The organism is Cellvibrio japonicus Ueda107 (assembly GCF_000019225.1).
Taxonomy (GTDB): Bacteria; Pseudomonadota; Gammaproteobacteria; order Pseudomonadales; family Cellvibrionaceae; genus Cellvibrio; species Cellvibrio japonicus.
Genome location: NC_010995.1, coordinates 2,758,882 through 2,783,745, shown reverse-complemented (window position 1 = coordinate 2,783,745; position 24,864 = coordinate 2,758,882). Strand labels below are relative to the sequence as shown.

At 53.1% G+C, this 24,864-nt stretch carries 23 protein-coding genes; 15 read left to right on the top strand and 8 right to left on the bottom strand.

What is annotated here, in order from left to right; genetic code table 11:
* Positions 1-444 (top strand): YcgN family cysteine cluster protein, encoded by a 444-nt coding sequence (locus CJA_RS11760; protein ID WP_012488033.1) that lies wholly within the window; start codon positions 1-3, stop codon positions 442-444.
* A gap of 20 nt (positions 445-464) precedes the next feature.
* Positions 465-953 carry a hypothetical protein gene (locus CJA_RS11755; protein ID WP_012488032.1) on the top strand — a complete coding sequence of 163 codons (489 nt, stop codon included), beginning with the start codon at positions 465-467 and terminating at the stop codon, positions 951-953.
* A 4-nt stretch (positions 954-957) separates the two neighbouring features.
* Here the strand turns inward: CJA_RS11755 and CJA_RS19465 are convergent, their stop codons facing one another.
* Entirely contained in the window at positions 958-1,104 is a 147-nt protein-coding gene (locus CJA_RS19465) for a hypothetical protein (RefSeq protein WP_158304064.1), read from the bottom strand.
* On the opposite strand from CJA_RS19465, the gene CJA_RS11750 reads away from it, so the two are divergent.
* The 4 genes from CJA_RS11750 to CJA_RS11735 all read left to right on the top strand — a co-directional run bounded on the left by CJA_RS11750 (position 1,103) and on the right by CJA_RS11735 (position 5,451).
* Positions 1,103-3,073, top strand: a complete 1,971-nt coding sequence (locus CJA_RS11750) for a VWA domain-containing protein (protein ID WP_158304063.1) — start codon at positions 1,103-1,105, stop codon at positions 3,071-3,073. The genes CJA_RS19465 and CJA_RS11750 overlap by 2 nt on opposite strands.
* Complete coding sequence (locus tag CJA_RS11745) at positions 3,073-3,546, top strand: GNAT family N-acetyltransferase (RefSeq protein WP_012488030.1); 474 nt, start codon at positions 3,073-3,075, stop codon at positions 3,544-3,546. Before CJA_RS11750 ends, CJA_RS11745 begins: the two co-directional genes overlap by 1 nt.
* Positions 3,547-3,677: 131 nt before the next feature.
* On the top strand, positions 3,678-4,145 hold the full coding sequence (locus CJA_RS11740; protein WP_012488029.1) for a Dps family protein: 468 nt from the start codon (positions 3,678-3,680) through the stop codon (positions 4,143-4,145).
* A 154-nt stretch (positions 4,146-4,299) separates the two neighbouring features.
* Positions 4,300-5,451, top strand: coding sequence for an IS4-like element ISCja2 family transposase (locus CJA_RS11735; protein WP_012485938.1), 1,152 nt, complete (start codon positions 4,300-4,302; stop codon positions 5,449-5,451).
* A 112-nt stretch (positions 5,452-5,563) separates the two neighbouring features.
* On the opposite strand, the gene CJA_RS11730 is transcribed toward CJA_RS11735, so the two are convergent.
* The 3 genes from CJA_RS11730 to CJA_RS11720 all read right to left on the bottom strand — a co-directional run bounded on the left by CJA_RS11730 (position 5,564) and on the right by CJA_RS11720 (position 7,679).
* Positions 5,564-6,103, bottom strand: coding sequence for an NADPH-dependent FMN reductase (locus tag CJA_RS11730; protein WP_012488028.1), 540 nt, complete (start codon positions 6,101-6,103; stop codon positions 5,564-5,566).
* A gap of 85 nt (positions 6,104-6,188) precedes the next feature.
* The gene (locus CJA_RS11725) at positions 6,189-7,043 is read right to left on the bottom strand and encodes a pirin family protein (protein WP_012488027.1); all 855 of its coding nucleotides are present in this window, start codon (positions 7,041-7,043) and stop codon (positions 6,189-6,191) included.
* Positions 7,044-7,079: 36 nt separating this feature from the next.
* Positions 7,080-7,679, bottom strand: a complete 600-nt coding sequence (locus CJA_RS11720) for an FMN-dependent NADH-azoreductase (protein WP_012488026.1) — start codon at positions 7,677-7,679, stop codon at positions 7,080-7,082.
* Between the two features lie 118 nt (positions 7,680-7,797).
* On the opposite strand from CJA_RS11720, the gene CJA_RS11715 reads away from it, so the two are divergent.
* On the top strand, positions 7,798-8,736 hold the full coding sequence (locus CJA_RS11715) for a LysR family transcriptional regulator (RefSeq protein WP_049765529.1): 939 nt from the start codon (positions 7,798-7,800) through the stop codon (positions 8,734-8,736).
* Here the strand turns inward: CJA_RS11715 and CJA_RS11710 are convergent.
* Complete coding sequence (locus CJA_RS11710; protein WP_012488024.1) at positions 8,714-9,418, bottom strand: PEP-CTERM sorting domain-containing protein; 705 nt, start codon at positions 9,416-9,418, stop codon at positions 8,714-8,716. The genes CJA_RS11715 and CJA_RS11710 overlap by 23 nt on opposite strands.
* A 544-nt stretch (positions 9,419-9,962) precedes the next feature.
* Here CJA_RS11710 and uvrB point away from each other — a divergent pair.
* A complete protein-coding gene (gene uvrB, locus CJA_RS11705; protein WP_012488023.1) occupies positions 9,963-11,990 on the top strand; it encodes an excinuclease ABC subunit UvrB in 2,028 nt (675 codons plus the stop codon).
* Between the two features lie 38 nt (positions 11,991-12,028).
* On the opposite strand, the gene CJA_RS11700 is transcribed toward uvrB, so the two are convergent.
* A complete protein-coding gene (locus CJA_RS11700) occupies positions 12,029-13,132 on the bottom strand; it encodes a Gfo/Idh/MocA family oxidoreductase (protein WP_012488022.1) in 1,104 nt (367 codons plus the stop codon).
* A gap of 183 nt (positions 13,133-13,315) precedes the next feature.
* Here CJA_RS11700 and CJA_RS11695 point away from each other — a divergent pair, with 183 nt between their 5' ends.
* The 4 genes from CJA_RS11695 (at position 13,316) to CJA_RS11680 (ending at position 17,864) form a co-directional block, all read left to right on the top strand.
* Positions 13,316-14,092 (top strand): sulfite exporter TauE/SafE family protein, encoded by a 777-nt coding sequence (locus tag CJA_RS11695; RefSeq protein ID WP_041551482.1) that lies wholly within the window; start codon positions 13,316-13,318, stop codon positions 14,090-14,092.
* Positions 14,089-15,441 (top strand): RsmB/NOP family class I SAM-dependent RNA methyltransferase, encoded by a 1,353-nt coding sequence (locus CJA_RS11690; protein ID WP_049765453.1) that lies wholly within the window; start codon positions 14,089-14,091, stop codon positions 15,439-15,441. The genes CJA_RS11695 and CJA_RS11690 overlap by 4 nt, the downstream gene beginning before the upstream one ends.
* Before the next feature lie 120 nt (positions 15,442-15,561).
* Positions 15,562-16,731 (top strand): glycerol-3-phosphate dehydrogenase/oxidase, encoded by a 1,170-nt coding sequence (locus tag CJA_RS11685; protein WP_012488019.1) that lies wholly within the window; start codon positions 15,562-15,564, stop codon positions 16,729-16,731.
* A gap of 116 nt (positions 16,732-16,847) precedes the next feature.
* Positions 16,848-17,864, top strand: coding sequence for an aspartate carbamoyltransferase (locus CJA_RS11680; RefSeq protein ID WP_012488018.1), 1,017 nt, complete (start codon positions 16,848-16,850; stop codon positions 17,862-17,864).
* On the opposite strand, the gene CJA_RS11675 is transcribed toward CJA_RS11680, so the two are convergent.
* Complete coding sequence (locus CJA_RS11675) at positions 17,861-19,141, bottom strand: GGDEF domain-containing response regulator (protein ID WP_041551481.1); 1,281 nt, start codon at positions 19,139-19,141, stop codon at positions 17,861-17,863. The two genes, CJA_RS11680 and CJA_RS11675, sit on opposite strands and share 4 nt — an antisense overlap.
* 452 nt (positions 19,142-19,593) lie before the next feature.
* On the opposite strand from CJA_RS11675, the gene CJA_RS11665 reads away from it, so the two are divergent.
* From CJA_RS11665 to CJA_RS11655, 3 genes are all read left to right on the top strand, one after another.
* Positions 19,594-20,748 (top strand): 1-acyl-sn-glycerol-3-phosphate acyltransferase, encoded by a 1,155-nt coding sequence (locus tag CJA_RS11665; protein WP_041551479.1) that lies wholly within the window; start codon positions 19,594-19,596, stop codon positions 20,746-20,748.
* The gene (gene dinG / locus CJA_RS11660; protein WP_012488015.1) at positions 20,738-22,876 is read left to right on the top strand and encodes an ATP-dependent DNA helicase DinG; all 2,139 of its coding nucleotides are present in this window, start codon (positions 20,738-20,740) and stop codon (positions 22,874-22,876) included. The genes CJA_RS11665 and dinG overlap by 11 nt, the downstream gene beginning before the upstream one ends.
* Before the next feature lie 71 nt (positions 22,877-22,947).
* On the top strand, positions 22,948-23,277 hold the full coding sequence (locus CJA_RS11655; protein ID WP_012488014.1) for a YqcC family protein: 330 nt from the start codon (positions 22,948-22,950) through the stop codon (positions 23,275-23,277).
* Here the strand turns inward: CJA_RS11655 and CJA_RS11650 are convergent, their stop codons facing one another.
* Positions 23,278-24,774: a rhamnogalacturonan acetylesterase gene (locus CJA_RS11650; protein WP_238526760.1), complete on the bottom strand. Its 1,497-nt coding sequence runs from the start codon at positions 24,772-24,774 to the stop codon at positions 23,278-23,280.
* Positions 24,775-24,864: the final 90 nt, after the last annotated feature.

Below are 24,864 nucleotides of genomic sequence, written 5' to 3'. Positions count from 1 at the left end.
ATGGTGGCACAACGGGTATTCTGGGCTGCAAAAACATTGCAGGAAATGTCGCCGGACGAATTTGAGTCCCTGTGCGATGGCTGTGGCAAGTGCTGCCTGCACAAACTGGAAGACGAAGATACGGGCGATGTTTATTACACCAATGTTGCCTGCCGCCATCTCGATCATGATCGCTGCCGCTGTACGCGCTATGATCAGCGCCAGCAACTGGTTGCAGAGTGTGTGGTGCTGACCCCCGATTCGGTCCGGGACACCTATTGGTTGCCGGAAACCTGTGCCTATCGCCTGGTTGACCAGGGTTTACCCTTGTTTGACTGGCATCCGCTGATATCGGGTGATCCTGATTCGGTGCATACGGCGGGCATGTCCGTAGCGGGAAAGGTTGTTGCCGAAAATACAGTCGCATTAGACGATCTTGAAGATTATATTGTTCGCTGGGTATAAGAGCCTTGGGGAGATCTTGAATGGAAAATATCACTGAATACCAATATGCTTGGATGATCTACGTGGCCGGCGCTATCGGCTGCTGCCTGGCCACCTGGTTACTGTTCCGCCGCGCCGGGCGCGCCTGGGTGCATTTCTTTGTTATCACCGTGATGGTGCTGCTACTAACCCCTTATGCCATCGACGTTGAAAAGATGATCATGGCCCCGGCAATCTATACCCTGGCGTTTGGTTATCTTGAGGGTGGTTTTATTGCCGTAAAACCCATCGCCAAACTGATGTTGGGGTTATGGGCGTCTGCGCTGGTGCTTTCCCTGGTTTACCAGTTGTTGACGCGCAACCGCGGCCAGGCTTATCACGAAGCACCGCCGTCACGTCGGCAGGATGATGATTACCATGATCCGACGGATGTGTTACTGGCTCCCAGCGCCCATCGACAATTAACCCGCGACGAGCGAATTGCACGCGACGAATTGCTCAGTGAAGAGCCTATTCGCGCCATACGCTAATGGGCTATGCACAAAAATGGCGAATCACACTATAGCTGCTATAACTAAAGGCAATATTCGGCCCCGGCATTTTTAAGGGGTCTGTTTTTATTGCCGTGTAATCCCTGGAGTCTACTGTCTGGGTGGGCGGCAGATGAATGGGACTTGTCATGGGATATCGCCTGTTTCTTTCTTTTTCCTGCCTGGTATTACTGAGCTTGTTCTCCTTGTGGACTGGCGCAGAAACAACATCCGCTCCCCTGCCTTCCAAGGTGCTACCTGCCGATATACGCATGATTATCGATGTGTCCGGCAGTATGAAAAAAACCGACCCCCACAACCTGCGCCGCCCCGCTGTGGATTTAATGGTGCGCTTGTTACCGGATGGCAGTAAGGCGGGTATTTGGACGTTTGGCCAATCCGTCAATTTGCTGGTGCCTTATCGCCTGGTTGATGAATCCTGGCGCCAGCAAGCCGCTAAATCCGCCTCTGCGATTAATTCCGTTGCACTGCACACCCATATAGGCGCTGCCCTGGAAAAGGCAGCGCAAGATGTCGTTGCAGGGGATGATGGCTTTCGTCGAAACCTGGTATTACTGACCGATGGTGTCGTCGATATAGATCCGGAAGCAGTAGTAAATATCCAGGAGCGCAAACGCATACTCACAGAGTTGCTGCCTCAATTAAAAGCCGCAGGTTATGTGGTCCATACCATTGCTCTGTCGCAGGATGCAGACCAGGAGCTCATGAAGAAACTCGCCCTGACAACCGATGGTGTGTTTGCCGTAGCGCAAAGTGCCGATGAATTAATGCAGGCTTTTTTAACGATTTTTGACCAGGCTGTGCCCGCCGAGCGGGTACCCCTGGATGACAAGGGCTTTTTGGTCGATGCCAGTATCCAGGAGTTTACCGCGCTGATTTTCCGTAAGGCAGAAGTTCCCGCCACTATCATCATTGCGCCCGATGGTAAGGAGTTTACCGAGACTGATCCCGCACATAACGTGAACTGGTACAAGACCGGTAAATACGATCTCATCACCGTACAGCAACCACAGGCGGGACAATGGCGAATTAAAACGGAAATGGCTCCCAATAGTCGGGTAACTGTCGTCAGTAATTTGCAATTGCAGGTTGCTCCATTGAAAACCCAGGTACAGCTTGGCCAGCCTGTGGAATTGCAGTATTCCTTTGCAGAAAACCAGCAAACGATTACCACGCCGGAGTTTTTACAATTATTGGCAGCCCGCATCATCGTGGCGCGCGCTGATGATCCGCTTGCCCGAACCCAGGACCTGGTCATGGAACCTGCGCCGGCTAATGGTATTTTCCAGGCAGGGATTGCCAACCTTAGCCAGGCCGGTGATTACCAGATTCGCTTATCGATTGATGGAAAAACCTTTAGGCGGGAATTTGTTCACCAGCTGCAGGTGAATGAATCGGCATTCCATATTTCAAAAGAGGTCCGCCAGGAAAATGGAACGGCAGTATTCCAGTATTGGATAACCGCCAATCCCGAATTGGTCGATAAACACAATACCCGGGCATTGGCATTGATCAGCATTGCCGGCCAGGATCAGCCACCACAAAATATCCGTGTGAACGAGGACGGTGTATGGCGTTTTTCCCTGGTAGCCGAGCAGGCCGCTGAATACCATGTCTATGTTGATATGAAGGGTATCGGGTTGGATGGCGCCCCGCTGGAAGAGCGCCTATTGGCCGACGAATTTTATTATCCTGATGAAGCCAGTGTTCTGAATCCTATAGCGTCTTCATCGTCAACCGGTAGTTCTTCTCTGGCTATTCCTGCTGAGGAGCCTCCGCCGTCGAATAATCTCCTGCTGTATATCGGTGTTGGTATTGCTAACCTATTGGTACTGATCATCGGTTTCTTTGTCTATCGTATGATCGCGGGCAATAAAAACCAGGCTGAATTACAGGATATGGAAAATACCCTGAATACACCTGTTGCCACCAGGGACCAATTACCTCCAGTCGCCATTGACCTGACTGAGCCCGGTAGGGAAATGGACATTCCAATCGATGAAGCCCATACCACTATCGCACCGGATGATCAGTTGATGGCGGATAACCTGTTTCCACTGGATAACCTTGATGACGATTCATCCAAAGATAAACCCTGATGCCTGATGTTGTAGTCGCTGATTGCGTGGAACTCTGTGAGCTTGCTTCGGAAGCCCATCCTGTCGTTGAACGATTTTATCGTGCCCAGGGGTACAAACTCCGCTGTGGTCGCCAGGAGCGAATTCTGGTTATTCGCGATCAGCACCAGGAAATCCTGGCGGCAGCGCGCCTGCTTCCCCATGTGAATGGTTACTATTGGCTGCGCAATATGCTGGTCGCCAAAGCCTGGCGGGGCAGGGGACTGGGGCGGCAGATGGTGCAGGCAATTCCAGGGGTATTGGGTTCGTCCACGGGGTGTTATTGCTTTGCATTGCCACAGGTAGTGGCGTTTTATCATGCCCTTGGCTTTTATACGCGGGAAGCATTACCGCCATCTGTAATCTGTCCCCCTGCGATCTTGGCGCAATTTCATACGTATAAGTCGCGCGGAAGAGATTGGGCCTTGATGTTTATGAACTTGCCCTTACCTTAAGGGTTATAACCACGATGTATAGCGCTTATGTTTTTGCGGGATTTATCAATTCTTGTCATAGCCAACAACAACTGGCCTTTATGAGCGGTTTTTTTTACGCTTAATCAGAACCCTGTACCTAAGGAGTACTTATGAACATCGATATCGGAATTTCCCAGGCCCACCGTGAAGAAATTGCCAAAGGCCTATCGCACCTGTTGGCAGATACCTACACACTTTACCTGAAAACCCACAATTTCCACTGGAATGTCACAGGCCCCATGTTCCAGACGCTGCATCTGATGTTTGAAACCCAGTATAACGAGCTGGCCCTGGCGGTAGATTTGATTGCCGAGCGCATCCGCTCCCTGGGATTCCATGCCCCAGGCACCTACAAGCAATATGTTGAGTTGAGCAGTATCAAGGAAGAAGTGGGAGTGCCCAAGGCGCAGGATATGATCCGCTTGTTGGTGGAGGGACAGGAGGCTGTAGTGCGCACAGCACGTTCGATTTTCCCTGTAGCGGAAGCAGCGGCAGATGAAGCTACAGCGGATTTATTGACCCAGCGTATCCAACTGCACGAAAAAACAGCCTGGATGTTGCGCAGCTTGCTGGAGTAATCTTCTGGTAAGGCAACAGCTAAAAAATGGGACAAGTAAAAAGGCGCTATTAGCCACTGCTGTCCCATAGTTTGTAGATAAAAGAAAAGCCTGTTTTCCAAGTTGATACAATGTAAGTGCGACCAAACATTGGTAAAACAAAGGAAAACAGGCTTTGTCACATTCTAACACCGCATTTCATCAACTACTCAAACCTTTATCGAGACATGAATTTGAAGCGGAAGCTAAAAAGCATCATGTCGGCCAAAAATTGCGCTCGGCCACCCGCTGGGATCAATTTGTCGGCATGGCCATGTCGCAGCTCTCTGGCCGCCAAAGCTTGCGTGATATTCAATCCAATCTCGAAGCACAGCAGCATAAACTTTATCATCTCGGTGCCAAGCCAATAGCCCGTTCAACGTTGGCACGAATCAACGAAGTACAGCCCGCCGAACTCTACAAACACGTATTTGCTCGTCTGCTTCACCGCTGTAAATCCATGCAGGGCAAACACAAATTCCAGTTTAAAAATCCGCTGTACTCCCTTGATGCCAGCGCGATTGATTTATCGCTGTCGGTATTTCCCTGGGCGGCGCATCGAGATGACACAGCAAATGTAAAATTAAGTGTTGGCCTGAATCATGGCACCCAAGTGCCGGAGTTTGTCGCACTCAGTGATGGCCAGGAAAACGACATGATTGAGGGACGAAAATTTGATTTTCCCAAAGGCAGCATCGTTGCGTTTGATAAAGGCTACGTGGATTACCGCTGGTTTAAGTTATTGACAGATAAAGGAGTTTTCTTTGTAACCCGCTTGCGCGCCAAAGCCGTCTATCGCGTGGAAGAACGTCGCTATGCCGACAGCAGCAAAGGTATTATCAGTGATCAGGTCATTCAATTATCCAGCGCTCATGCGATCAAACGCGGCGCACCGAAGTTGCGTCGAATTGGCTATCGTGACGCAACAACCGGCAAATTCTATGAGTTTCTCACCAACAACTTTCAGCTGGCGGCGGCCACAATTGCAGCGATTTATAAGGATCGCTGGCAGGTGGAGTTGTTCTTCAAAGCGATCAAACAAAACCTGAAGATCAAAGCGTTTGTGGGCACTTCAAGAAATGCGGTGTTAACACAAATTTGGATTGCCATGATTACGTATCTATTGTTGGCATTTTCGCGTCACAGCACTAAAGCGGGATGGACAGTTCAACGGATCATGAGGGTAATTCAGTTAAATTTGTTTGAGCGTAGGAGTCTAAAAAGCATCCTGATACCGGACCCGCCGAATCATAAAAAAAGCGAGCCTCAAATGAGGCTCGCCTTATGAGTAGAACTATGGGACAGCAGTGGCTATTAGCGCCTTTTTTGTGGGTGGTGAACCAGGGAATGCTTTCGATACATTGTGTGCCCTTAATGTGTCATTGCCAAAATGACGGAAATTATTTGGCGAGTTGAGCGCTCCACTCCTGCAGTGCAATCAGTTGGGATCGAATCGTTGCCTGTATTTTTTCATCCACCAGGTTGCCATCGCCATCAAAGGTATTGGCAAAGGCGTTGGCAAATACTTCCGGCTTATTAAGCGGATGCAGGTTTAGATAAACACAAACCTGGCGCAGGTGATACTGCGCCCGTGACGTTCCCATGCCTCCTCCCGCTCCCATGATTGCAACAGCCTTGCCATTGAGGAGGGTGTTGTTGGTCTCGCGAGAGGCCCAATCGAGTGCATTTTTCAACGCAGGTGCAATCGAATAGTTGTACTCCGGGCAGGCCAACAAGAGTGCGTCAGCATCGCCGATCTGCTGCAATAGTTTTTTAACCGCCTCGGGCCGCTCGCTAAGGTCAGCGTTGTAAAAAGGAACCTGGTTGAGGTCCGCGAGCTCAATCACCATGCCCTCTGGTGCATTGGCTTGGGCGTAACTTACCAGGCCCTTGTTGGTGGATTTGGCGCGCAGGCTGCCGCAAATGGCGAGAACTTTCATAACAACTCCTTCGGTATTGGTCAAACCGGTATTGTGAAAACAAAAAAGCAGTGCGCGAGGCACTGCAAACTATGCAAAAACAAGTTTAGTAGCGAATCAAATCTCCGTTGCGATAATCCTGGATTGCCTGTTCAATTTCCTCGGTGGTATTCATCACAAACGGGCCGTATTGCACGATAGGCTCTTTCAATGGCTTGCCAGACAAAACCAGGAAACGGGTATTGTCCTGCAGTGCCTGTACGCTTAATTGATCGCCCTTGCCAAGCAATCCCGCACTGCCTTGGGTGAGTCGGCGTTTGTCTTCACCGATAGCCACTGCGCCTTCATACACATACAAAAATGTATTGTGCTCTTCGGGAATCGCGTGGTGGAATTCGGCATGCTGTGGCAAGTGAATGTCCCAATAAATAGCCTCGGTCGTCAGCCCCTGGATAGGGCCACTGATAATCCGGCCTCCCACAAAGGCGCTGCTGGCAATGACTTTGATGGTGCCGCCATTGGGCAGGATCGCCAGGGGAATATCCGCCGCCGGTATATCGCGGTAGTGCGCCGGTTTCATTTTTTCCGCAGCGGGCAGGTTGAGCCAGAGCTGGAACCCGCGCATCAGGCCCTGTTCCTGCTGCGGCATTTCCGAATGGATAATGCCTCGCCCGGCGGTCATCCACTGCACATCGCCGTTGCGCAGGTGGCCTTTGTTACCCAGGTGGTCTTCGTGCAGCATGTGACCTTCGAGCATATAGGTGACAGTTTCAAAGCCGCGATGCGGATGCGCCGGAAAGCCGGCGATGTAGTCATCGGCACTGGCGCTGCCGAATTCATCCAGCATCAAAAATGGATCGAAACGCGCGTGTTGATGCTGGCCAAGGCTGCGCTTGATGCGAACACCCGCGCCGTCGCTGGTGTCGCGGCCCTGGATAATCTGTTGCAGTTGGCGTTGCATAACATGGTTCCTCCGGTTGGGGGAAAGGGCGGCCAATCAGGCCGCGATTTCCTGTTCAATTTCGTGTTTCGCGCTGGCAAAGGCTTGGTCTTTCTGGCCCATATTCAGCCCTTCGGCATAGATAAAATGAATATCCTTCAGACCGACAAAGTTCAGGAAGTCTACCAGGTAGCGACTTTGGGTATCGCTGGGTTGGCCTTTGTAGATGCCACCGCGTGCAGCCAGTATGTAGACCGGTTTATCGGTAAGCAGGCCGACCGGGCCGGTTTCGGTGTATTTAAAAGTCACACCGGCACGGGCAATATGGTCGAAATAAGCCTTCAGGGTCGAGGGAATACCGAAGTTGTATAAAGGCACTCCCAGGACAATCGCATCGGCTGCCTGGATTTCAGCAATGATCTTATCCGAATATTCAACCACGGCTTGTTGTTCAGCGGTGCGCTGTTCTGCCGGGGTAAACAGTGCCTGTACGCGGGTTGCATCCAAATGGGGGACGTCTTCTTTGGCAAAATCGCGTATGACAACTTCACCATTGGGGTTTTGTGTTTTCCAGCGTTCAACAAACTCATTGGCCAATTGGCTGGAGTTGCCGTTGTCACCAAACAAACTGCTCTTGATTTGTAATAGGGTTGCCATCGTCATTTCCTCATCAGTTAGGTGGCTTAATCGCCATGAATCCATTAAATGATTTGACTGGCTGATGATAAATAGCGATATTTGGTTAGATTTGATCGAATTATTGGATGGTTTCGTTATGAGTATGGAAATAACCCCTCCGGCTGTTATCGGGATCAGTGAAAACAAAGTCACCCTTGAACAGTGGCGTGCCTTGCTGGCAGTGATTGATGCCGGCGGCTATGCCCGCGCCGCCGAATTGCTCAACAAGAGCCAGTCTTCGGTGTCCTATGCCATCTCCCAACTGGAGTCAGCCCTGAGTGTTAAGGTCTTCCAGTTACAGGGACGCAAAGCCGTGGCAACTCCGGCGGGGGAGCTGTTATACCGCCGCGCCAAACAGCTGCTTGAGCAGGCAGAGCGCCTGGAGAAGTCGGCGGGTTGCCTGTCGGTACAGGTGGAACCGCTGATCAAGATCGCCGCTGACCTGATTATTCCGCCCGCCAGGATATTGCAGTGCCTGGAGGTCTTTTCCGAACATTTCCCCGAGACGCGGGTTGAGGTATTTGAATCTGTCCTGAGCGGTACAGAAGATGCCCTGCTACAGCGCCAGGTCGATTTAGCGATTGGAGGAAGGGTGCCGCCAGGATTTATGGGGGAAAAACTGGTGACTGTGACTATGCATGGTGTATCCAGCGCCGATCATCCGTTACAGCAGCTGGGGCGTCCGATCAATTACGAGGATATGCGCCAGCATCGCCAGATCATTGTGCGTGACTCCGGCCAGTACCGCCGTCGTTCTGAAGGCTGGCAGGAAGCGGATCAGCGCTGGACTGTCAGCCATATCAAGACATCCCTGGATGCCATTCGCATGGGTTTGGGCTTCGCCTGGTTGCCTGATCCTTACACCCATGAAGATATTGCGGCGGGACGACTGAAATACTTGCCGGTTGAGGTGGGTTATGTTCGCGAAGTCACCACTTACCTGACATTTGCCGACCGGGACTTTGCCGGTCCGGCTACACGTCATCTGGCCGAGGTACTTAAGCAGGAACTGCCTAAAATGTGTGGCGCCGGTTAAGTAAACCCCGGCGCTTTAAACCAAGGCAGGCAAGGCCGAGTAACAGCAATATCACGGTACTGGATTCCGGGACTGATACTTCGCGTACCAGCAAGCTGGGCGCGAAGGGTGCGGAGAGAATGCTTTCATCGCGAATCCATCCGTAGAGTTCGGTTTCATGGAAGTCACCGTAAGTAATGTCTCCTGGTGCGTAGTAAAACGGTGGGTAGTAATTGGTAAAAAGAATAATTTCTGCTTGTTTAACGTTGCCGTCCTCGCCAAGAAAACTGCCTAAAGCAAGGTTATGTGTTTGTCCCGCGCTATCAAATTCGGGCGCAACGGTTTTGAAAATACCAAACATGGCGAGCATTTCCGGGAAAGGTATGCTGCCGGAAACGTGAAATTCGGTGGCGTTGTAATGAACTGTGGTATCTAAATCCCAGTGGAGTGAGAAAATATTGCCTAGCAGGTTTAACACTTCGGCCTGTGTTGGTAAGCGCCACCCCAATGTTTTCATGTCTGCCAGGTGATCATCATTTTCAAACGTGTCGACATCAAGCCAGATAAGGCTGCTGCCCTGTTCGCGAAATGCTTTTTTATCGTCGGCAATAAACGCGTCTGCCTCCGTAATGGGAAGTGACCAGGTGACACTGGCAAGGCATAGCAGCCAGCCGAGGGTAATAATTTGAATAAGCATTTTCATGCTAAACCTCCATGTGGTTGATGATGGTGACCAGGGCGTGTTAGCTGCCCAGTGTAAAAACACTCTTGGTGGAAATCTGTAAAAAGTTTCACTGCTGAAAGTGTATTTACCCGTTTTTTAATGTTTTATGAATAATGTGTCGTCAAGGTGTGTTCAGGTATGTGTATGCAGAGGACATCATTACGTTAGCAGAACAAAAAATTGGATTCTGTGTAAATGTTCCGCTTTGATATTTCTAAATCATAGCTCTCCACGGGTCAACTTTTGCGGGTCTGATAGCATTTCAAGTTCTAAACGGGGAATTCCGGTTTCTTCAATCGCGATATCCCGGTACGAAATTTGTTCATATCACACTTCCCTGGCGCGAGAGTTGAAGAGTCACTGACATGGTTTGTCAGTGGTTTGGGGTAGCTTGACCGACTTTAGGTGTAGTATTGATCAAGGGTAGCGAGTTTGGTGTCGGCCATTTTCCCGGCTTGTTGCGAGATTTGCTCCGGTTTTCGTTACAATCCCGTTTTTATATCTTCCAGCAGTACTGAGTGCCATGACCAAATCATTCGAGTCCAAGCAGTTTGTCGTCCACAGTGAGTTTGCCCCGGCCGGTGACCAGCCATCAGCCATTGCCGGGTTGGTGGCAGGGATAGAGGCGGGGCTGGCACACCAAACCCTGCTAGGGGTTACGGGCTCCGGTAAGACGTTTACCATTGCCAATGTGATTGCCAGGGTGCAGCGCCCCACACTGATCATGGCCCACAACAAGACCCTGGCTGCCCAGCTCTATGGGGAGTTCAAGGAGTTCTTTCCCAACAATGCCGTTGAGTATTTCGTCTCTTACTACGATTACTACCAACCGGAAGCTTATGTGCCTTCCTCCGATACCTTTATCGAGAAAGATTCTTCGGTAAATGAACATATTGAACAGATGCGTTTGTCGGCGACCAAGGCGCTGATGGAGCGCAAGGACGCGATTATCGTTGCGACGGTATCGGCGATTTACGGTTTGGGTGATCCGGACTCTTACATGAAAATGCTGCTGCATATTGTGCGCGGCGACCGCATTGATCAACGCCAGATACTGCGTCGCCTGGCCGAGCTGCAATATACGCGCAACGATATGGATTTTTCCCGCGCTACCTACCGGGTGCGTGGTGAAGTCATTGACATATATCCCGCAGACTCCGATATGGAGGCGGTGCGGGTTGAATTGTTCGACGATGAAGTGGAACAGATTTCGGTATTTGATCCCTTAACCGGCGAAGTGCTGCACAAGGTGCCGCGCTATACCATTTATCCCAAAACCCACTATGTCACGCCGCGCGAAACTGTGTTGGAGGCCATTGACAATATTAAAGAAGAGTTGCGTGAGCGCCTGGCGTACCTGCGCGAAAACAACAAATTGGTAGAGGCGCAACGCTTGGAGCAACGCACTCGCTATGATCTGGAGATGATGCACGAGCTGGGTTATTGCAACGGTATTGAAAACTATTCACGTTTCCTTTCCGGGCGCACTTCTGGCGAGCCACCACCAACCCTGTTCGATTATTTGCCCGCGGATGCCTTGCTGGTGATTGATGAAAGCCATGTTACTGTCCCACAAATCGGTGCCATGTATAAAGGCGACCGCTCGCGCAAGGAAACCCTGGTGGAGTACGGATTCCGTTTACCCTCGGCACTGGATAATCGTCCCATGCGTTTCGATGAGTGGGAGCGTATTGCACCGCAGATGATTTTTGTATCGGCCACTCCCGGTAAATACGAAGATGAACATCAGGGACAAGTGGTAGAGCAGGTCGTGCGTCCCACAGGCCTGGTCGATCCGCAAATTGAAGTGCGTCCGGCAGGCACGCAAGTGGATGATGTGCTGTCGGAGATTCGCCTGCGCGCAGAAAAAAACGAGCGGGTACTGGTCACTACCCTTACCAAGCGCATGGCCGAAGACCTGACAGAATACCTGGCCGAACATGGTGTGCGTGTGCGTTATCTGCACTCGGATATAGATACCGTTGAGCGGGTGGAGATTATCCGCGATTTACGCCTCGGCCAATTTGATGTGCTGGTGGGAATTAACCTGTTACGTGAAGGCCTGGATATGCCCGAAGTATCGCTGGTTGCAATCCTTGATGCGGATAAGGAGGGCTTCCTGCGCTCGGATCGCTCACTGATCCAGACCATCGGCCGTGCGGCGCGCAATGTGAATGGCAAGGCAATTCTCTATGCCGATAATATGACCGGCTCCATGAAGCGCGCTATCGACGAAACCGAGCGTCGCCGCCAAAAGCAAATCGACCACAACCGCAAACAGGGCATTACCCCCCAGGGAATTCGCAAGCAAATCGCTGATATCCTCGAAGGCGCACAAGTGCCCGGAGCGGGTGGCCGCAGCGCGCGTAACAAAGCCATGGCCATTGCGGAGAAGCAGGGTAAATACAAGGTAGAGGTCAATCCAAAAGATATTTGGAAGACGATTGAGTTGCTGGAAAAACAAATGTTCCAGGCCGCAAAAGACCTTGAATTTGAGGTGGCCGCGAAGTTGCGTGATGAAATTGAGAAATTGAAGAAACAGGCTGTGTAATCTGCTCCCCCGGTATGGGGGAGCACCGATATATTGTTTTACCCAATGCGTACTTTTTTCTTTTCTGTTATCGCTTTTAACACGGCTTCCAAAATCACTATATCCTGCTTGCCATTTTCGCCCGGCACCAAGGGAGCGGTGTTATTGATAATGGCCAGGGCATCGTTGTCCATTTGCCGTGCCTGCTGGTTCTCAGGTGAGGGTTTGAGCGTGATGCCATCGCTGGTGCGGCCCTGCACATTGGAATAGCTCTGGAAGGGGACCAGCTCATACCAGCCTTTTTCGCAGTTGGCGCGCAGGGTGTTCAGGTTCCTGTCATAACCGGTGAGGCATTTGGCGATGGCACCGCTGGGGAATTCAAGGTCAAACCAGGTAGTTTCACCGACCTGGGCGTAGACCGGGTTCTGGGTTTCCTGGCGCGCACTGACTGCAATGGGTTCTTCTCCCGAGGTGTAACGGGCAGCATTCAGCGGATAGACACCCATATCGTAGAGTGCGCCGCCGCCCAGCTTGGGATCAGCGCGCCAGTGGTGGCTGGTGCTGCCGCTGCGATAACCCGCTTCCGCAATAATGTCGCGAATATTCCCATAGGGTTTTTCCCGGGCCATGGCCATTAGCCTGCGCGTATTCGGCTCGTGTTGCATGCGGTAGCCAACGGTGAGTTGCACTTTATTTTTACGACAGGTATCGATGATCGTCTGGCATTCGCTGGCGGTCATTGCCATGGGTTTTTCGCACCAGACATGCTTGCCTGCATTGGCGGCGATCACTGAAAAGTGTTGATGTAACCCGGTCGGTGTCACGACATAGACCACATCAATATCCGGGTTGTTTGCCAGTTCATGCATGTTGCCGTAGTGGTACACATTGCGTTCAGGAATGTTGTAGGTAGCTTGCCAGTGCGGAATTTTATCGGGTGAGCCGGTTACTATGCCGGCCAGGTAACAGTGTTGTGTGAGCTGCAGGGCGGGAGCTAACAGGTCGCGGCTGTAATAGCCCAATCCAACCAGGGCGACACCCAGGCGTCTTCGGGGTGTGGCAGCCCAGAGACCGGGCGCTGCTCCTGCCAGGCCGAGGACCCCGAGGGTTTTGAGTAATTGGCGGCGGTTAAGTGGCGGCAGGGAATAGAATGTATTACTCATTGTGATGACTCCTTGTGTAAGCAGATCAAAACCGGCCATGCTTTTTACGCCGGTATGACTTTTCTGCCTTTGTTCTACGCCTGCCGATGCGCCAGTGCAAATCACTAAACAAAAAATTACCCCGGCAGTTTGGTGTGTTGCCCCCTATAATGCGGCCCTGTTGATTCAGAGGTACAACATGCCATGGCAGACCTGGCCATTTACCAATATGTGTTGATTGCAGTGATTTTTGTCTGGAGTGGGTTTGTTCGCTCCGGTTTGGGGTTTGGGGGTGCGGTAATGTCGCTGCCATTCCTGTTGTTGATCGATAACCAGCCACTGGTTTATCTGCCGATTATCGCGGTACACCTGCTGTTTTTTTCGTCGCTGACGGTATGGCAAAACTGGCACAGGCAACAGCAGGTTGGCGAGGCGGCCAGCGCTACCGTGGATTGGGCTTACCTTAAAAAAGCCATGGCGATCATGATCGTTCCCAAATTGATCGGCGTGTTTGGGTTATTGACCTTGCCTGCGGAATTGATGACCGGAATCATTTTTGTGATTGTTGCGGTTTACGCACTTTCCTACATCCTGAATAAACCTTTCAAAAGTAACCACCCGGCAGTGGATGTCACCTTTTTAATGTTGGGGGCTTATATCAGTGGAACCTCATTAATTGGTGCTCCGTTGATCATTGCGGTTTTTGCCACCCATGTGGCCAAGCAGCAGTTGCGCGATACGCTCTTTGTGCTCTGGTTTATCCTGGTCACGATTAAAATGGCGGCCTTTATTTACGCCGGGGTGGATTTGCAGCTGATCCATCACCTGTGGTTATTACCCGCAGCAGCGATTGGCCATGTGATTGGGCTGCGTTTTCACCAGCGTATCCTCAGTGGTGATACGCGTGTGTTTTACCGCTGGTTGGGGTGGGCACTGTTGGTGATTAGTGCGGCGGGGTTGGGGTCGGTATATAGCAAATGACAGATTCGCGTATTTCCTCTATGCCTTTGTGGGCGCCGCTGTTGCGTCTTTGGCGAACCTTTATCGATGAACCCAACCTGCCGTTGTTGGATCGCTGGTTAAAGCAACAACAGCGACAGGGTGGCGGATTACAGGGACTGCCTGTTGCAGAACATTTGTGGTTGTCTGCGGGACTGCGCCAGGCTGTCATTTTTTTGCAATTGGCATCCGCACTCGAAGTGGCTTACCGGCAGCGCACATGGGCGCACAACTGGCTGGAGTGGGATCGGCAGTGGTCGCCGGATCGAGTGAAATCCATTCCGGTGGCTGCATTTTGGGGTTGGATTGCCTTGCGCCAGGGCTGGGATACCGGGGCTTTGCGCCTTGCTGACAAAGCGGAGCGCCGCCGGTTTTATGCAGAGTGCGAAGCAGCGGTGGCTGATATGGCATCTGCTGCAGAGATACCGCCATGGTATTTCCTATGGTATGGGCTGCGTCCCGGTTGGACGGGCTTGCTGGCAGAGCGCGCGCGGCTCAGTGATTGGTCATCAGAGGAATGCAGGCATTTTTTCCACCAGCAGACGCAACTGCCGCCCCTGTGGCTGCGCCCGCAACAGGGAGTTTCTGCACAGGTAATGGCTGACACCCTGGTGAAGCAGGGGGTGAGTGCGCGCCTGGACCTGCAGGGGAACTTGTTTGCGCAGGGTGGGCGAGGGCTGGCATCGACGGCGGCTTACCAACAGGGCCTGGTGGAAATCCAGGACTGGGCCAGCCAGCAAATTGCGGCGGCGGTACAGGCGCAGCCAGGACAAAAAGTGTGGGATTGCTGCGCCGGTGCCGGTGGAAAAACCCTGGCGATTGCTGCTCCCATGGAAAACAAAGGTGTCCTGGTGGCAACGGATTTGTACGCTTATAAATTGGAAGAGCTAAAACGCCGAGCCAAGCGCGCCGGTTTATTTAACCTGCGCAGTTTTACCTGGACAGGTGAGCAACCCTTGCAGTTACCGCAAGAGATTGCCCGCCAGCAGGGCTTTGATTGGGTATTGGTCGATGCACCCTGTACCGCCTCGGGCACCTGGCGGCGCAACCCGGATGCCCGCTGGCGTTTTAATCCCGCCGATACGCAGGAACTGGTGGATATCCAGCGACGGCTGCTGGATTTGGCCGCGCTGTCGGTGCGCCCGGGCGGGCATCTGGTCTATGCGACCTGCAGTTGGCAATACGCTGAAAACGAAGCCCAGGCAGACGCTTTTTGTGCAAGACATCCGGCATTTGAACCGGTTTCCCAGCGGCTGGTTGGAGCACCCCGACAGGATTCCGACACTATGTTTGTAGCAGTGTTTCGACGGCTTTTTGACGATACAAAATGATCAGTTTGAGATGTCGCGCAAATAAACGATAAATTGTCATGAATCTGTGCGATGTCTTGATATGTCGATTTTCCTATCAACTACAATTGCGCACTGCAGGGTTAAAAGCGGATAGCAAGCATGAAATACGATTTGGTCGTGATTGGGGCCGGTATCCAGGGGGCAGGTGTAGCCCAGGCCGCGGCGGCCGCCGGTTATTCTGTGCTGGTGCTGGAGCAAACAGCACCGGCAGCGGGTACATCCAGTAAATCTTCCAAGCTGATTCACGGTGGTTTGCGTTATTTGGAGTCCGCCCAGTTCGGACTGGTACGCGAGAGTTTGCGCGAGCGCGAGCTGTTATTGAAGTTGGCACCGGATCTGGTCAAACTCCAACCCCTGCATATCCCTATTTACGAACATTCAGTGCGCAGTGTCTTCACTATTCGCGCTGGCCTGAGCCTGTATTCGCTCCTGGCCGGGCTCAATCATCATTCGCGTTTCCGCCAATTGCCACGCCGTGAATGGGATCAGTTGAAGGGCTTGCGCCAGGACGGGCTCAAGGCGGTATTTCGCTATTACGAAGCGCAAACCGATGATGCCGCCTTAACCCGGGCGGTATTGCAATCGGCAGTTACCCTGGGCGCTGAATTGCAAATGCCGGCCCGTTTTATAGCTGCCCATCGCAATGGCCAGCGCTGCCGGGTGGAGTATGAGGATGCGCGCGGCAGCCATGCTGTCAGTTGCCGGGTATTGGTTAACTGTGCCGGCCCCTGGGTTAGCCAGGTGTTGGCCGGGGTCGATCCCGCCTTATCGGCACCGGGGGTTGAGTTGGTGCAAGGTAGCCATCTGTTGTTGCCGCCCCTGTTGGATCAATATTTCTACCTGGAGGCGCCAGCCGACAAGCGCGCTGTTTTTGTCTTGCCCTGGGAGGGCAAGCTGTTGGTGGGAACCACAGAAAAAATCCATCAGGACATCCCCGAAAAATCCCACTGTAGCCAGGAGGAGCAAGACTACCTGTTGGCGACCCTCAGGCATTACTTCCCCCATTTGCACATAGATCCACAACAGGTAGAAAGCTTTGCCGGTTTACGGGTTTTGCCGCGCAGTGACCAGCAGGCATTTTCCCGTCCGCGTGAAGTGATGTTTGAGGTGGATGATCCGCTTCGCCCGCGTGTGTTATCGATTATGGGGGGTAAGTTGACCACCTATCGCGCCACGGCGCAGATGGCATTGGCCAGGATCAAGCCATCACTACCCGCCAAGGATAAGCGTGCCGATACGGCCCATCTGCCGTTGATTCCGGTGCACTAGGGACGGTTAATCCCGGCAATCGCACCGGTGCAATTCCCATCCGGGGAGACTGGCTCTACAATGTCGCCCGTTTTCCCCCTCCCCTTGCGATAGCGGTAAACCGCTAAGGACCTACTGTGAATTTCACCGGTGCCCATATTCTCTCCATCCAGCAATTTCAGCGCGAGGATATCAATCGTATCTTCGATGTGGCCGACGCTATGGAACCCTACGCCCTGCGTCGCCGTGTGACGCGTGTGCTGGAGGGGGCCATTCTTGGCAATATGTTTTTTGAGCCCAGCACCCGCACCCGTGTAAGCTTTGGCGCTGCCTTTAACCTGTTGGGCGGCAATGTACGTGAAACCACCGGTTTTGAGAGTTCATCACTGACCAAGGGGGAATCCCTCTTCGATACGGCTCGCGTATTGTCCGGTTATAGCGATGTTATTTGTATGCGCCATCCTGCTGCCGGTTCCGTGGCCGAGTTTGCCGAGGGCAGCCGGGTGCCGGTTATCAACGGTGGCGATGGCCCCAATGAACACCCGACCCAGGCGCTGCTCGACCTCTACACCATTCGCAAGGAGCTGCGCTCCAAGGGGCGCGGTATCGACGACCTGCGCATTGCCATGATTGGCGATCTGAAACACGGTCGCACGGTGCACTCCCTGTGCAAACTCCTGGGCCTGTTTAACAATGTAAGTATCACCCTGGTATCGCCTAAGGAATTGGCCATGCCGGACTATATTGTTGAGGATTTGCGCCAGGCGGGGCACAAGGTCACTATCACCGATGATCTGCCCACCAGCATTACCCATATCGATATCGCGTATTCCACACGCATCCAGGAAGAGCGTTTTGCCAGCAAGGAGGAAGCGGACAGTTACCGCGGCCGATTCCGCCTTAACCAGGCTATCTATACCCAATTCTGTGAACCCAATACCGTCATCATGCATCCCCTGCCGCGGGATTCGCGCGCGGAAGCCAATGAGTTGGATAACGACCTGAATACCAATCCCAACCTGGCGATCTTCCGCCAGGCAGATAATGGTGTGCTGGTTCGCATGGCCCTGTTTGCCCTGGTATTGGATGTGGCGGACCAGGTGGACAAGTACGCGCGCGAGGTGCGTTGGTTCAGCTCGCTGCGCGCTAATTAGCCAATCAACTGGCTGATTTTGTTGAGGATGGTCGGACCGCTTTGCTGGCGGTCCAGTACCAGGCGTATGCCCCAGGGGTTGTCCTGGGGGTAGGTCGGGATGGCAGCAGGGTCGGCCATGATGGCCAGGGGAATACCTCCGGTGCGCTGGTGTTCCGCCAGGCTCAGGCAGAGCAGGTGGCTGGCAGCACTGGCCATCCCCGTATCAATCAGGATCATGTCCGGGCGCAGCTCCAGTGCCAGTTCCAGGCATTCTTCCGGGGAGTCACAGTGCAAAATGTTGAAATGCTGTTGCAACAGGCTGCTGAAATGACGGCTGTTCTCGCCGGTTTCATCGGCAATCAAGAGCGTTTTGTGGGTGACTACCTCGTCGATTAACGCGCGGTTGCGTCCGCTGCGTTTGACTTTGTAAAGCGCCCGGTCGGCGCTTTTGATTAATTCCTCCAAACTGTGCCCGGTGGTGCGTACACAGGTAGCCCCGCCAATACTGGCGGTGACCAGGTGGCTGCTGGGAGAAACATCGTGGCGCAGGTTCAGGGCCTCAATGGCCTGGTTGATGCTCTGGGCCACATGCAGGGCGCCCTGGGTGTCGGTTTCCGGCAGTAATACGATAAATTCCTCACCGCCATAGCGGCCGAACAGGTCGGCGCTGCGATGCAGGCAGCTTTTGATGGCCTGGCTGATTTTTTTCAGGCAACTGTCACCTGCCGGGTGGCCGTAGTGGTCGTTAAACAGCTTGAAGTGATCCACATCGATCATCAGTGCACTGATAGGCAGCTGGTGGCGTTTGGCAAGCGCCCATTGCTGCTCGGCAAGGTCATTGAAGGTGCGGCGATTGTAAATCTGGGTGAGGCTATCCAGTTGGCTCAGGGCCTCCAGTTCGGTATTGAGCTGGTTAAGCTGGTCGCGCATCTCGGCAATACGCTCCATAGCGCGGATTTTTGCCTTGATAATCATAAAACTGACAGGTTTGATCAGATAGTCATCGCCACCGGCTTCGATACCTTCGCGATAACTTTCATCCTCATTCAGGCCTGTGACAAAAATGATGGGAATCCAGTGGCCACCGAGCCATTCGCGAATCAAGCGTGTGGTTTCAAAACCATTCAGGCCGGGCATTTCCACATCCATGATGATCATATCGACCGGTGTGTTTTCCAGCATTTGCAAGGCTTCTTCGCCGCTGCGTGCGATCAGGGGTTCATGGCCTGCCTCAATAATGTAATTGCGCATGGCATGGCGCAGGGTTGCGCTGTCTTCAACCAGAAGTATCTTCATAACGCTTGATGTCGCCCTTAAGTCTGCTCGTCCGCTGAATAACCGGTCCGTTTTATTTTTGTGGAGGTTTTTTTGCTGGATAGTCGCCTGAGAGTCTAGACGGTTTTTGGCATGGCGCATTTTATTGAGAACGGCAGATTTTAGGGGGGCTTGGTGGATGAGTCGATTTCCCTGGCAGACCAGCGGTGGCTTTTTCTTGCGCCTGGTCGCCAGGTCACAGTTCAGGCTTGCGCTGATCGGCGTCTTGGGGGGGATCTGATCCACACAACAGGCTGCGCGTGGGGGCTGCCCGAAGCGGACGGCATCATCGCACCCGAGTTCCTGCCGGGGGCGGCTGCGGTGGCATTTTGGGCCTCTTTTCGGTATGTTGTGCGGCTATTTTCGCCGACCTGGCTCACGGCTGCCAGGGAGTGTTTTCCCGGTGCCAAGACGCCTTTGCAATGAGCTTTCCCATGAACGAATTTGACGATATCCGCCCTTATAACGACGACGAAGTTCGCCCTGTACTTGACCGTATCCTCGCCGATGCTGAACTCAGTGATGCGGTGGTAAAACTCAAGTTTCCCAACGCCAGCCAGTGGTTGGGCTGGCTGTTGCGCCCCTTGGCCAAGAACCGGCTGACACGCGAGTTGGCGGGGGTGCAGGATGTGGCGGGATTCCAGCATGTGGTGGAAAAGTACATGGCTGCCATGATCAAAACCACCACCAAAAGCCTGACGGTCTCCGGCCTGGAAAAACTCGATCCGCAGCAGGCCTATCTGTTTATCAGCAATCACCGCGACATCGCCATGGACCCGGCATTTGTCAATTGGGTGTTGTACCACAACGATTGCAATACCCTGCGCATTGCTATTGGCGATAACCTGCTGACCAAGCCTTACGTTTCTGACCTGATGCGCCTCAACAAAAGTTTTATTGTAAATCGCTCGGCCAAGGCGCCGCGTGAAAAACTCAAGGCGGCCAAGCACCTGTCAGCGTACATTTACCATTCCATTGTGAATGACAATGCCAATATCTGGATCGCCCAGCGCGAAGGGCGCGCCAAAGATGGCTGCGATAAAACCAATTCCGCCGTGCTCGGCATGCTCACCCTCAACAAACCTAAAACGGAAGAGCTGGCGACTTACGTCGGGCAATTGCGCATAGTGCCTGTCTCCATTTCCTATGAGCTTGATCCTTGCGATGCTGCCAAGGCGCGCGAGCTGTATCACCAGCGCACCCAGGGGAATTATCAAAAGGAAGAACACGAAGATGTAAAAAGTATTGCGATGGGCATCGCTGGCCAAAAAGGCCATATCCATTTGGCGTTTGGCAAGGTCCTGGAAAGTAATTACGCGGATACCGATGCCCTGGTGGAAGATCTGGATCGCGAAATCCTGGGTAACTATGTGTTGCATGCGACCAATTGTTTTGCCTACGAAATGCTCCACGGCAAAGCGCCAGCGGTAACCTACGGCCACCCGCAAACCCCGTATGAGGGTGCCTCCCTGGGGGCAGAGCGTGCAGAATTTGAAGCGCGTATTAATGCCATCCCCGCTGCCTATCGCGATATCGCCCTGGGTATCTACGCCAATCCCGTGGTGAGTAAACTCGCGCATGCTGACTGAGGCAGTAAAAAAGCAAATCCAGGCGGCCTATAGCCAGTTTCTCGACAGCAAAGGCCTGAAGCCCCGCTACGGCCAAAAGTTGATGATTGCCGAGATTGCCAAAAGCCTCGGCACTATCGAACTCGATGAAGATAATCAGCGTGTGCCTTCTGCGCAAGCCGGGGCCCACATTTGTGTCGTAGAGGCGGGGACGGGGACGGGAAAAACCATCGCCTATTTGCTGCCCGCGCTGGTGATCGCCAAATACCTGGGCAAAAAACTGGTGGTGTCAACGGCGACAGTGGCCTTGCAAGAGCAAATTGTGAATAAGGATTTGCCCGAGTTAATGCGCCACAGCGGCCTCTCGTTTTCGTTTACCCTGGCTAAAGGCCGCAGTCGTTATCTGTGTTTGAGCAAACTGGATAATGTGATTGCGGAGTACGAAAGTGGTATCAATCCCACCCGTGCACTCTACGAGGACGAGTATCCCAGCGTTTCGGCGCAGAGCATCAAACTCTACCAGTCCATGGTGGAAGCCCTGGCCGGTAACAAATGGAACGGGGAGCGCGATACCTGGCCGCAGGCGCTGGAGCAGGATGCCTGGCAAGTGATTACCACCGATCATCGCCAATGCACGGGGCGGCGCTGCTCTAATGTATCGGTATGCAGTTTTTTCCGCGCGCGCGATTCGCTCCATGCTGTGGATTGCATCGTGACCAACCATGACCTGGTGCTGGCGGACCTCGCCCTTGGCGGTGGCGCTATTCTACCGGCGCCGGAAGAGGCCATCTTTGTCTTTGACGAAGGCCATCACCTGCCGCAAAAAGCCTTGAACCATTTCGCCCACCACAGCCGTATGCTGGCCACGAGCAAATGGCTGGACCAGTGCAACAAATCCCTTGGCACTATGTTGGGCCATATCAGTGGGGCAGGGAATGTCGATCGCTATGCTGAGCAATTGCCGGCGCAGTTTATGGAGACCAAACAATACCTGGATCGACTCTATCCGCGCTTTGAGCAACTGGCACAGCGTATCGCCCTGGAAGAGCGCCAGTCGCATTACCGTTTTCCCCAGGGGATCGTGCCTGACGATTTGCAGCTCGATTGTGTGGAGATTTATAAAAGCGTTGAGCGACTGGCCGAGCTGCTCAACAAAATGTCCAATGAATTAAGCGAGGCGATGGAAGATCCCCATTGCCCGGTGCCCAAGGTGGATTTGGAAAATCACTATCCGGTGGTGGCAACCTGGCTGGCGCGCGCCGAGGCGAACCGCGATCTCTGGTTTACCTTTGCAACACCCGACAGCCCGGGCAGTGTGCCGCGCGCGCGCTGGCTCACGCCGGTGGATCAAAATGGCAGCCTTGACCTTGAGGTGTGTTCCAGCCCGATCCTGGCAGCCAAAACCCTGGAGTATTCACTCTGGGAAAAAGTCTGCGGCGCCGTTGTTACCTCGGCAACCCTCACCGCATTGGGCAATTTCCAGCGTTTTCAAATGCGCGCCGGTACGCCGGCAGGTGCCAGTTACCACCAGGTTCCCAGTCCCTTTAATTTCCAGCAGGCTACCCTGGAAATTCCGGCGGCAACCATCGAAGCTACCCATGCCGAGCAGCATACACAGGCCATTATTGCCGAGCTGCCGCAGTTGGTGGATGTGGATGAGGGCAGCCTGGTGTTGTTTTCCTCGCGCAAACAAATGCTGGATGTGTATGACGCTGTGCCCGCCTCATTGCGCGAGCGCATTCTGATCCAGGGTGATAGCTCCAAGCAGGAAATGCTGCAACAGCACAAAGCAAAACTGGATGGGGGTGAGGGCAGTATATTGTTTGGCTTGGCCAGCTTTGCCGAAGGCGTGGACTTACCGGGCCGCTACTGTACCCATGTGATTATTGCCAAATTACCCTTTGCGGTGCCGGATGATCCGATTGAAGCGGCCCTGTCTGAATGGGTGGAATCGCGCGGCGGTAATGCCTTTATGGAAATCACTGTGCCTGATGCATCCCTGAAGTTAATCCAGGCCTGCGGTCGGCTGTTGCGCACCGAAACCGATACCGGCCGTATCAGCTTGCTGGATCGCCGCATCATTACCAAGCGCTATGGCAAAGCCATACTGAATTCACTGCCGCCGTTTACCCAGGTTATCCATAAATAATTGCGCCAGCTTATCCATAAATGCTCACGCCTGGCCGCTGATAAATGTATATCCGATATTGAGGTAAAACCATGTCACACAATCTCCATATCGCCCTTGCGGAAATATTGATGGACGTGGAAAAGGAGTTGCGTGAATTGCGCCTGTGGGAATGTGATGCCTTACCCGAGGCTGCGCTGCTCAGCCAGCAACCATTTGCCATAGACACCATGAGCTTTCCGCAGTGGCTGCAATTTATATTCTTGCCGCGCATGTACACGCTGGTTGAACAGCAGTTACCGCTTCCCGGCAACTGCGGTATTGCGCCTATGGCCGAACAATACTTTGCGCCTTTATCACTGAACACATCGCCTTTGATCGACCATTTGCAACAGATAGATAGGTTGTTAACCCGATCCTGATCAGCGGTCACCCTTTACGTGTTTAGCCAAGGCTGTCAGTGCTGGTTGTTTGCGAATTTCCTCTGCAACCAGTTTTGCCATGGCTTCGGCACCGCGCTGTTGGAAGTGCGTGCCGTCGGGTGCCTGCGGGCTGCCGGAAACGTTGTTGGCATAGAAGGGATTGATCGCGGGGTCCACGACCAACCAATAATCCTTCCAACCCGGATTGCCGACACGATTTGCAAATTCAATACTCCTTGCCTCCAGGTCGATTAAGGGCAGTTGGTGTTTCCTGGCAACGTCTTTGATCGTTTGGGTGTAATCGCCAGTGAACAGATAGTGTTTACCTGAGGCAGCGCGGATAAGGTGCGTATGAACCACGGGTGTTGTTTGTTCGCCCCGGGCATTTTTGATACGTGCCGTGGGGGTAAACATCACCGGAATGGCACCCTTGCTGCGCGCAATCTCGATGTAGCGTTCAAGCGAATATTGAAAGCTTAATTCGGGCTGGTTGGCAGGGAACTGGGGGTCGCCCTTATCGCTGTTGGGATAGGTGCAGAGGTTCCTGACATCAGCCATACCGCGAACGGGTTTATTGCTATCACAGTTCTGGTCATTGTGGCCATGGTTGATAAACACATAATCGCCCGGCTGGATCAGCGATTCCATTTGGGCAAACCAGCGGCCGTTATAAAAATCGCGCGAACTGCGTCCGGCGCGTGAGCCTGTCACCACCTTGATACCACTGTTTGCAGTAAATTCCTGCTCAAAGACCTGGCCCCAGCCCATGCGCGGAAAACGCAATTGTTCATAAACCGCCGAGGTGGAGTCACCGACGATAAAAATACGGGTACGGGCCTTGGCAAGTGCATTCCGTTCAGCGCGTGCGCGCACAATATCAAAGCGCTCATAGGCACCTGTTGCACTCAGGCCCACAATAGGGCGAAAGCTGAAATCGCTGAGGGTTGCATGGCCGGTTTTGCCGGTGTTGTTGTCGTAATTGCGGTTGTGGTGCAGCAGTGACAGCAAGTCTGCAAGCTGTGAGTTGCGCTCCATTGGAAAACGGGCGGCATCAAAGCTGGTCGTATCGATTCCTATCTGTGTCAGCGCATCTGCAAAACCGGAATGTAAATTTTCCAGGGCCTGTTGATGCACACTGGCGGGAATGCTTACCGCACCCTGTTGGTTAACCCATTGCTGTGGTCCGATATGGCCCAGTGTTACGGCAATATCCGACGCGACACGATCTGTCAGCGGATTGATGTTGCCATAGGTTGTCTGTTCCAGTTTCATCACGACACTGGCCAGGCAAATAGGGCGCAGCTGATCGTTGCGGTGGCAATCTTCCGCGTTACCCTGTGCGCTCACGCTCAGCAGCAATGGCGCGGTTAAATGGGTGGTTGAAATCCGGTAAAAACCATCTGCACGTGTGGTTGTGGTCTGCACCTGCCCATTGGCATCACGGATCTGCACCAGGCCATTAGCTAATGGTTGCTGTTCTATGGCATAGCCTTGCATTGTGGATGAGGCAGAGAAAAGGCTGCATGCGCAGACAGCGCATAAAACGCTGCCTATCATGAATAAACGGAGGATAACTCTTGTCATTGT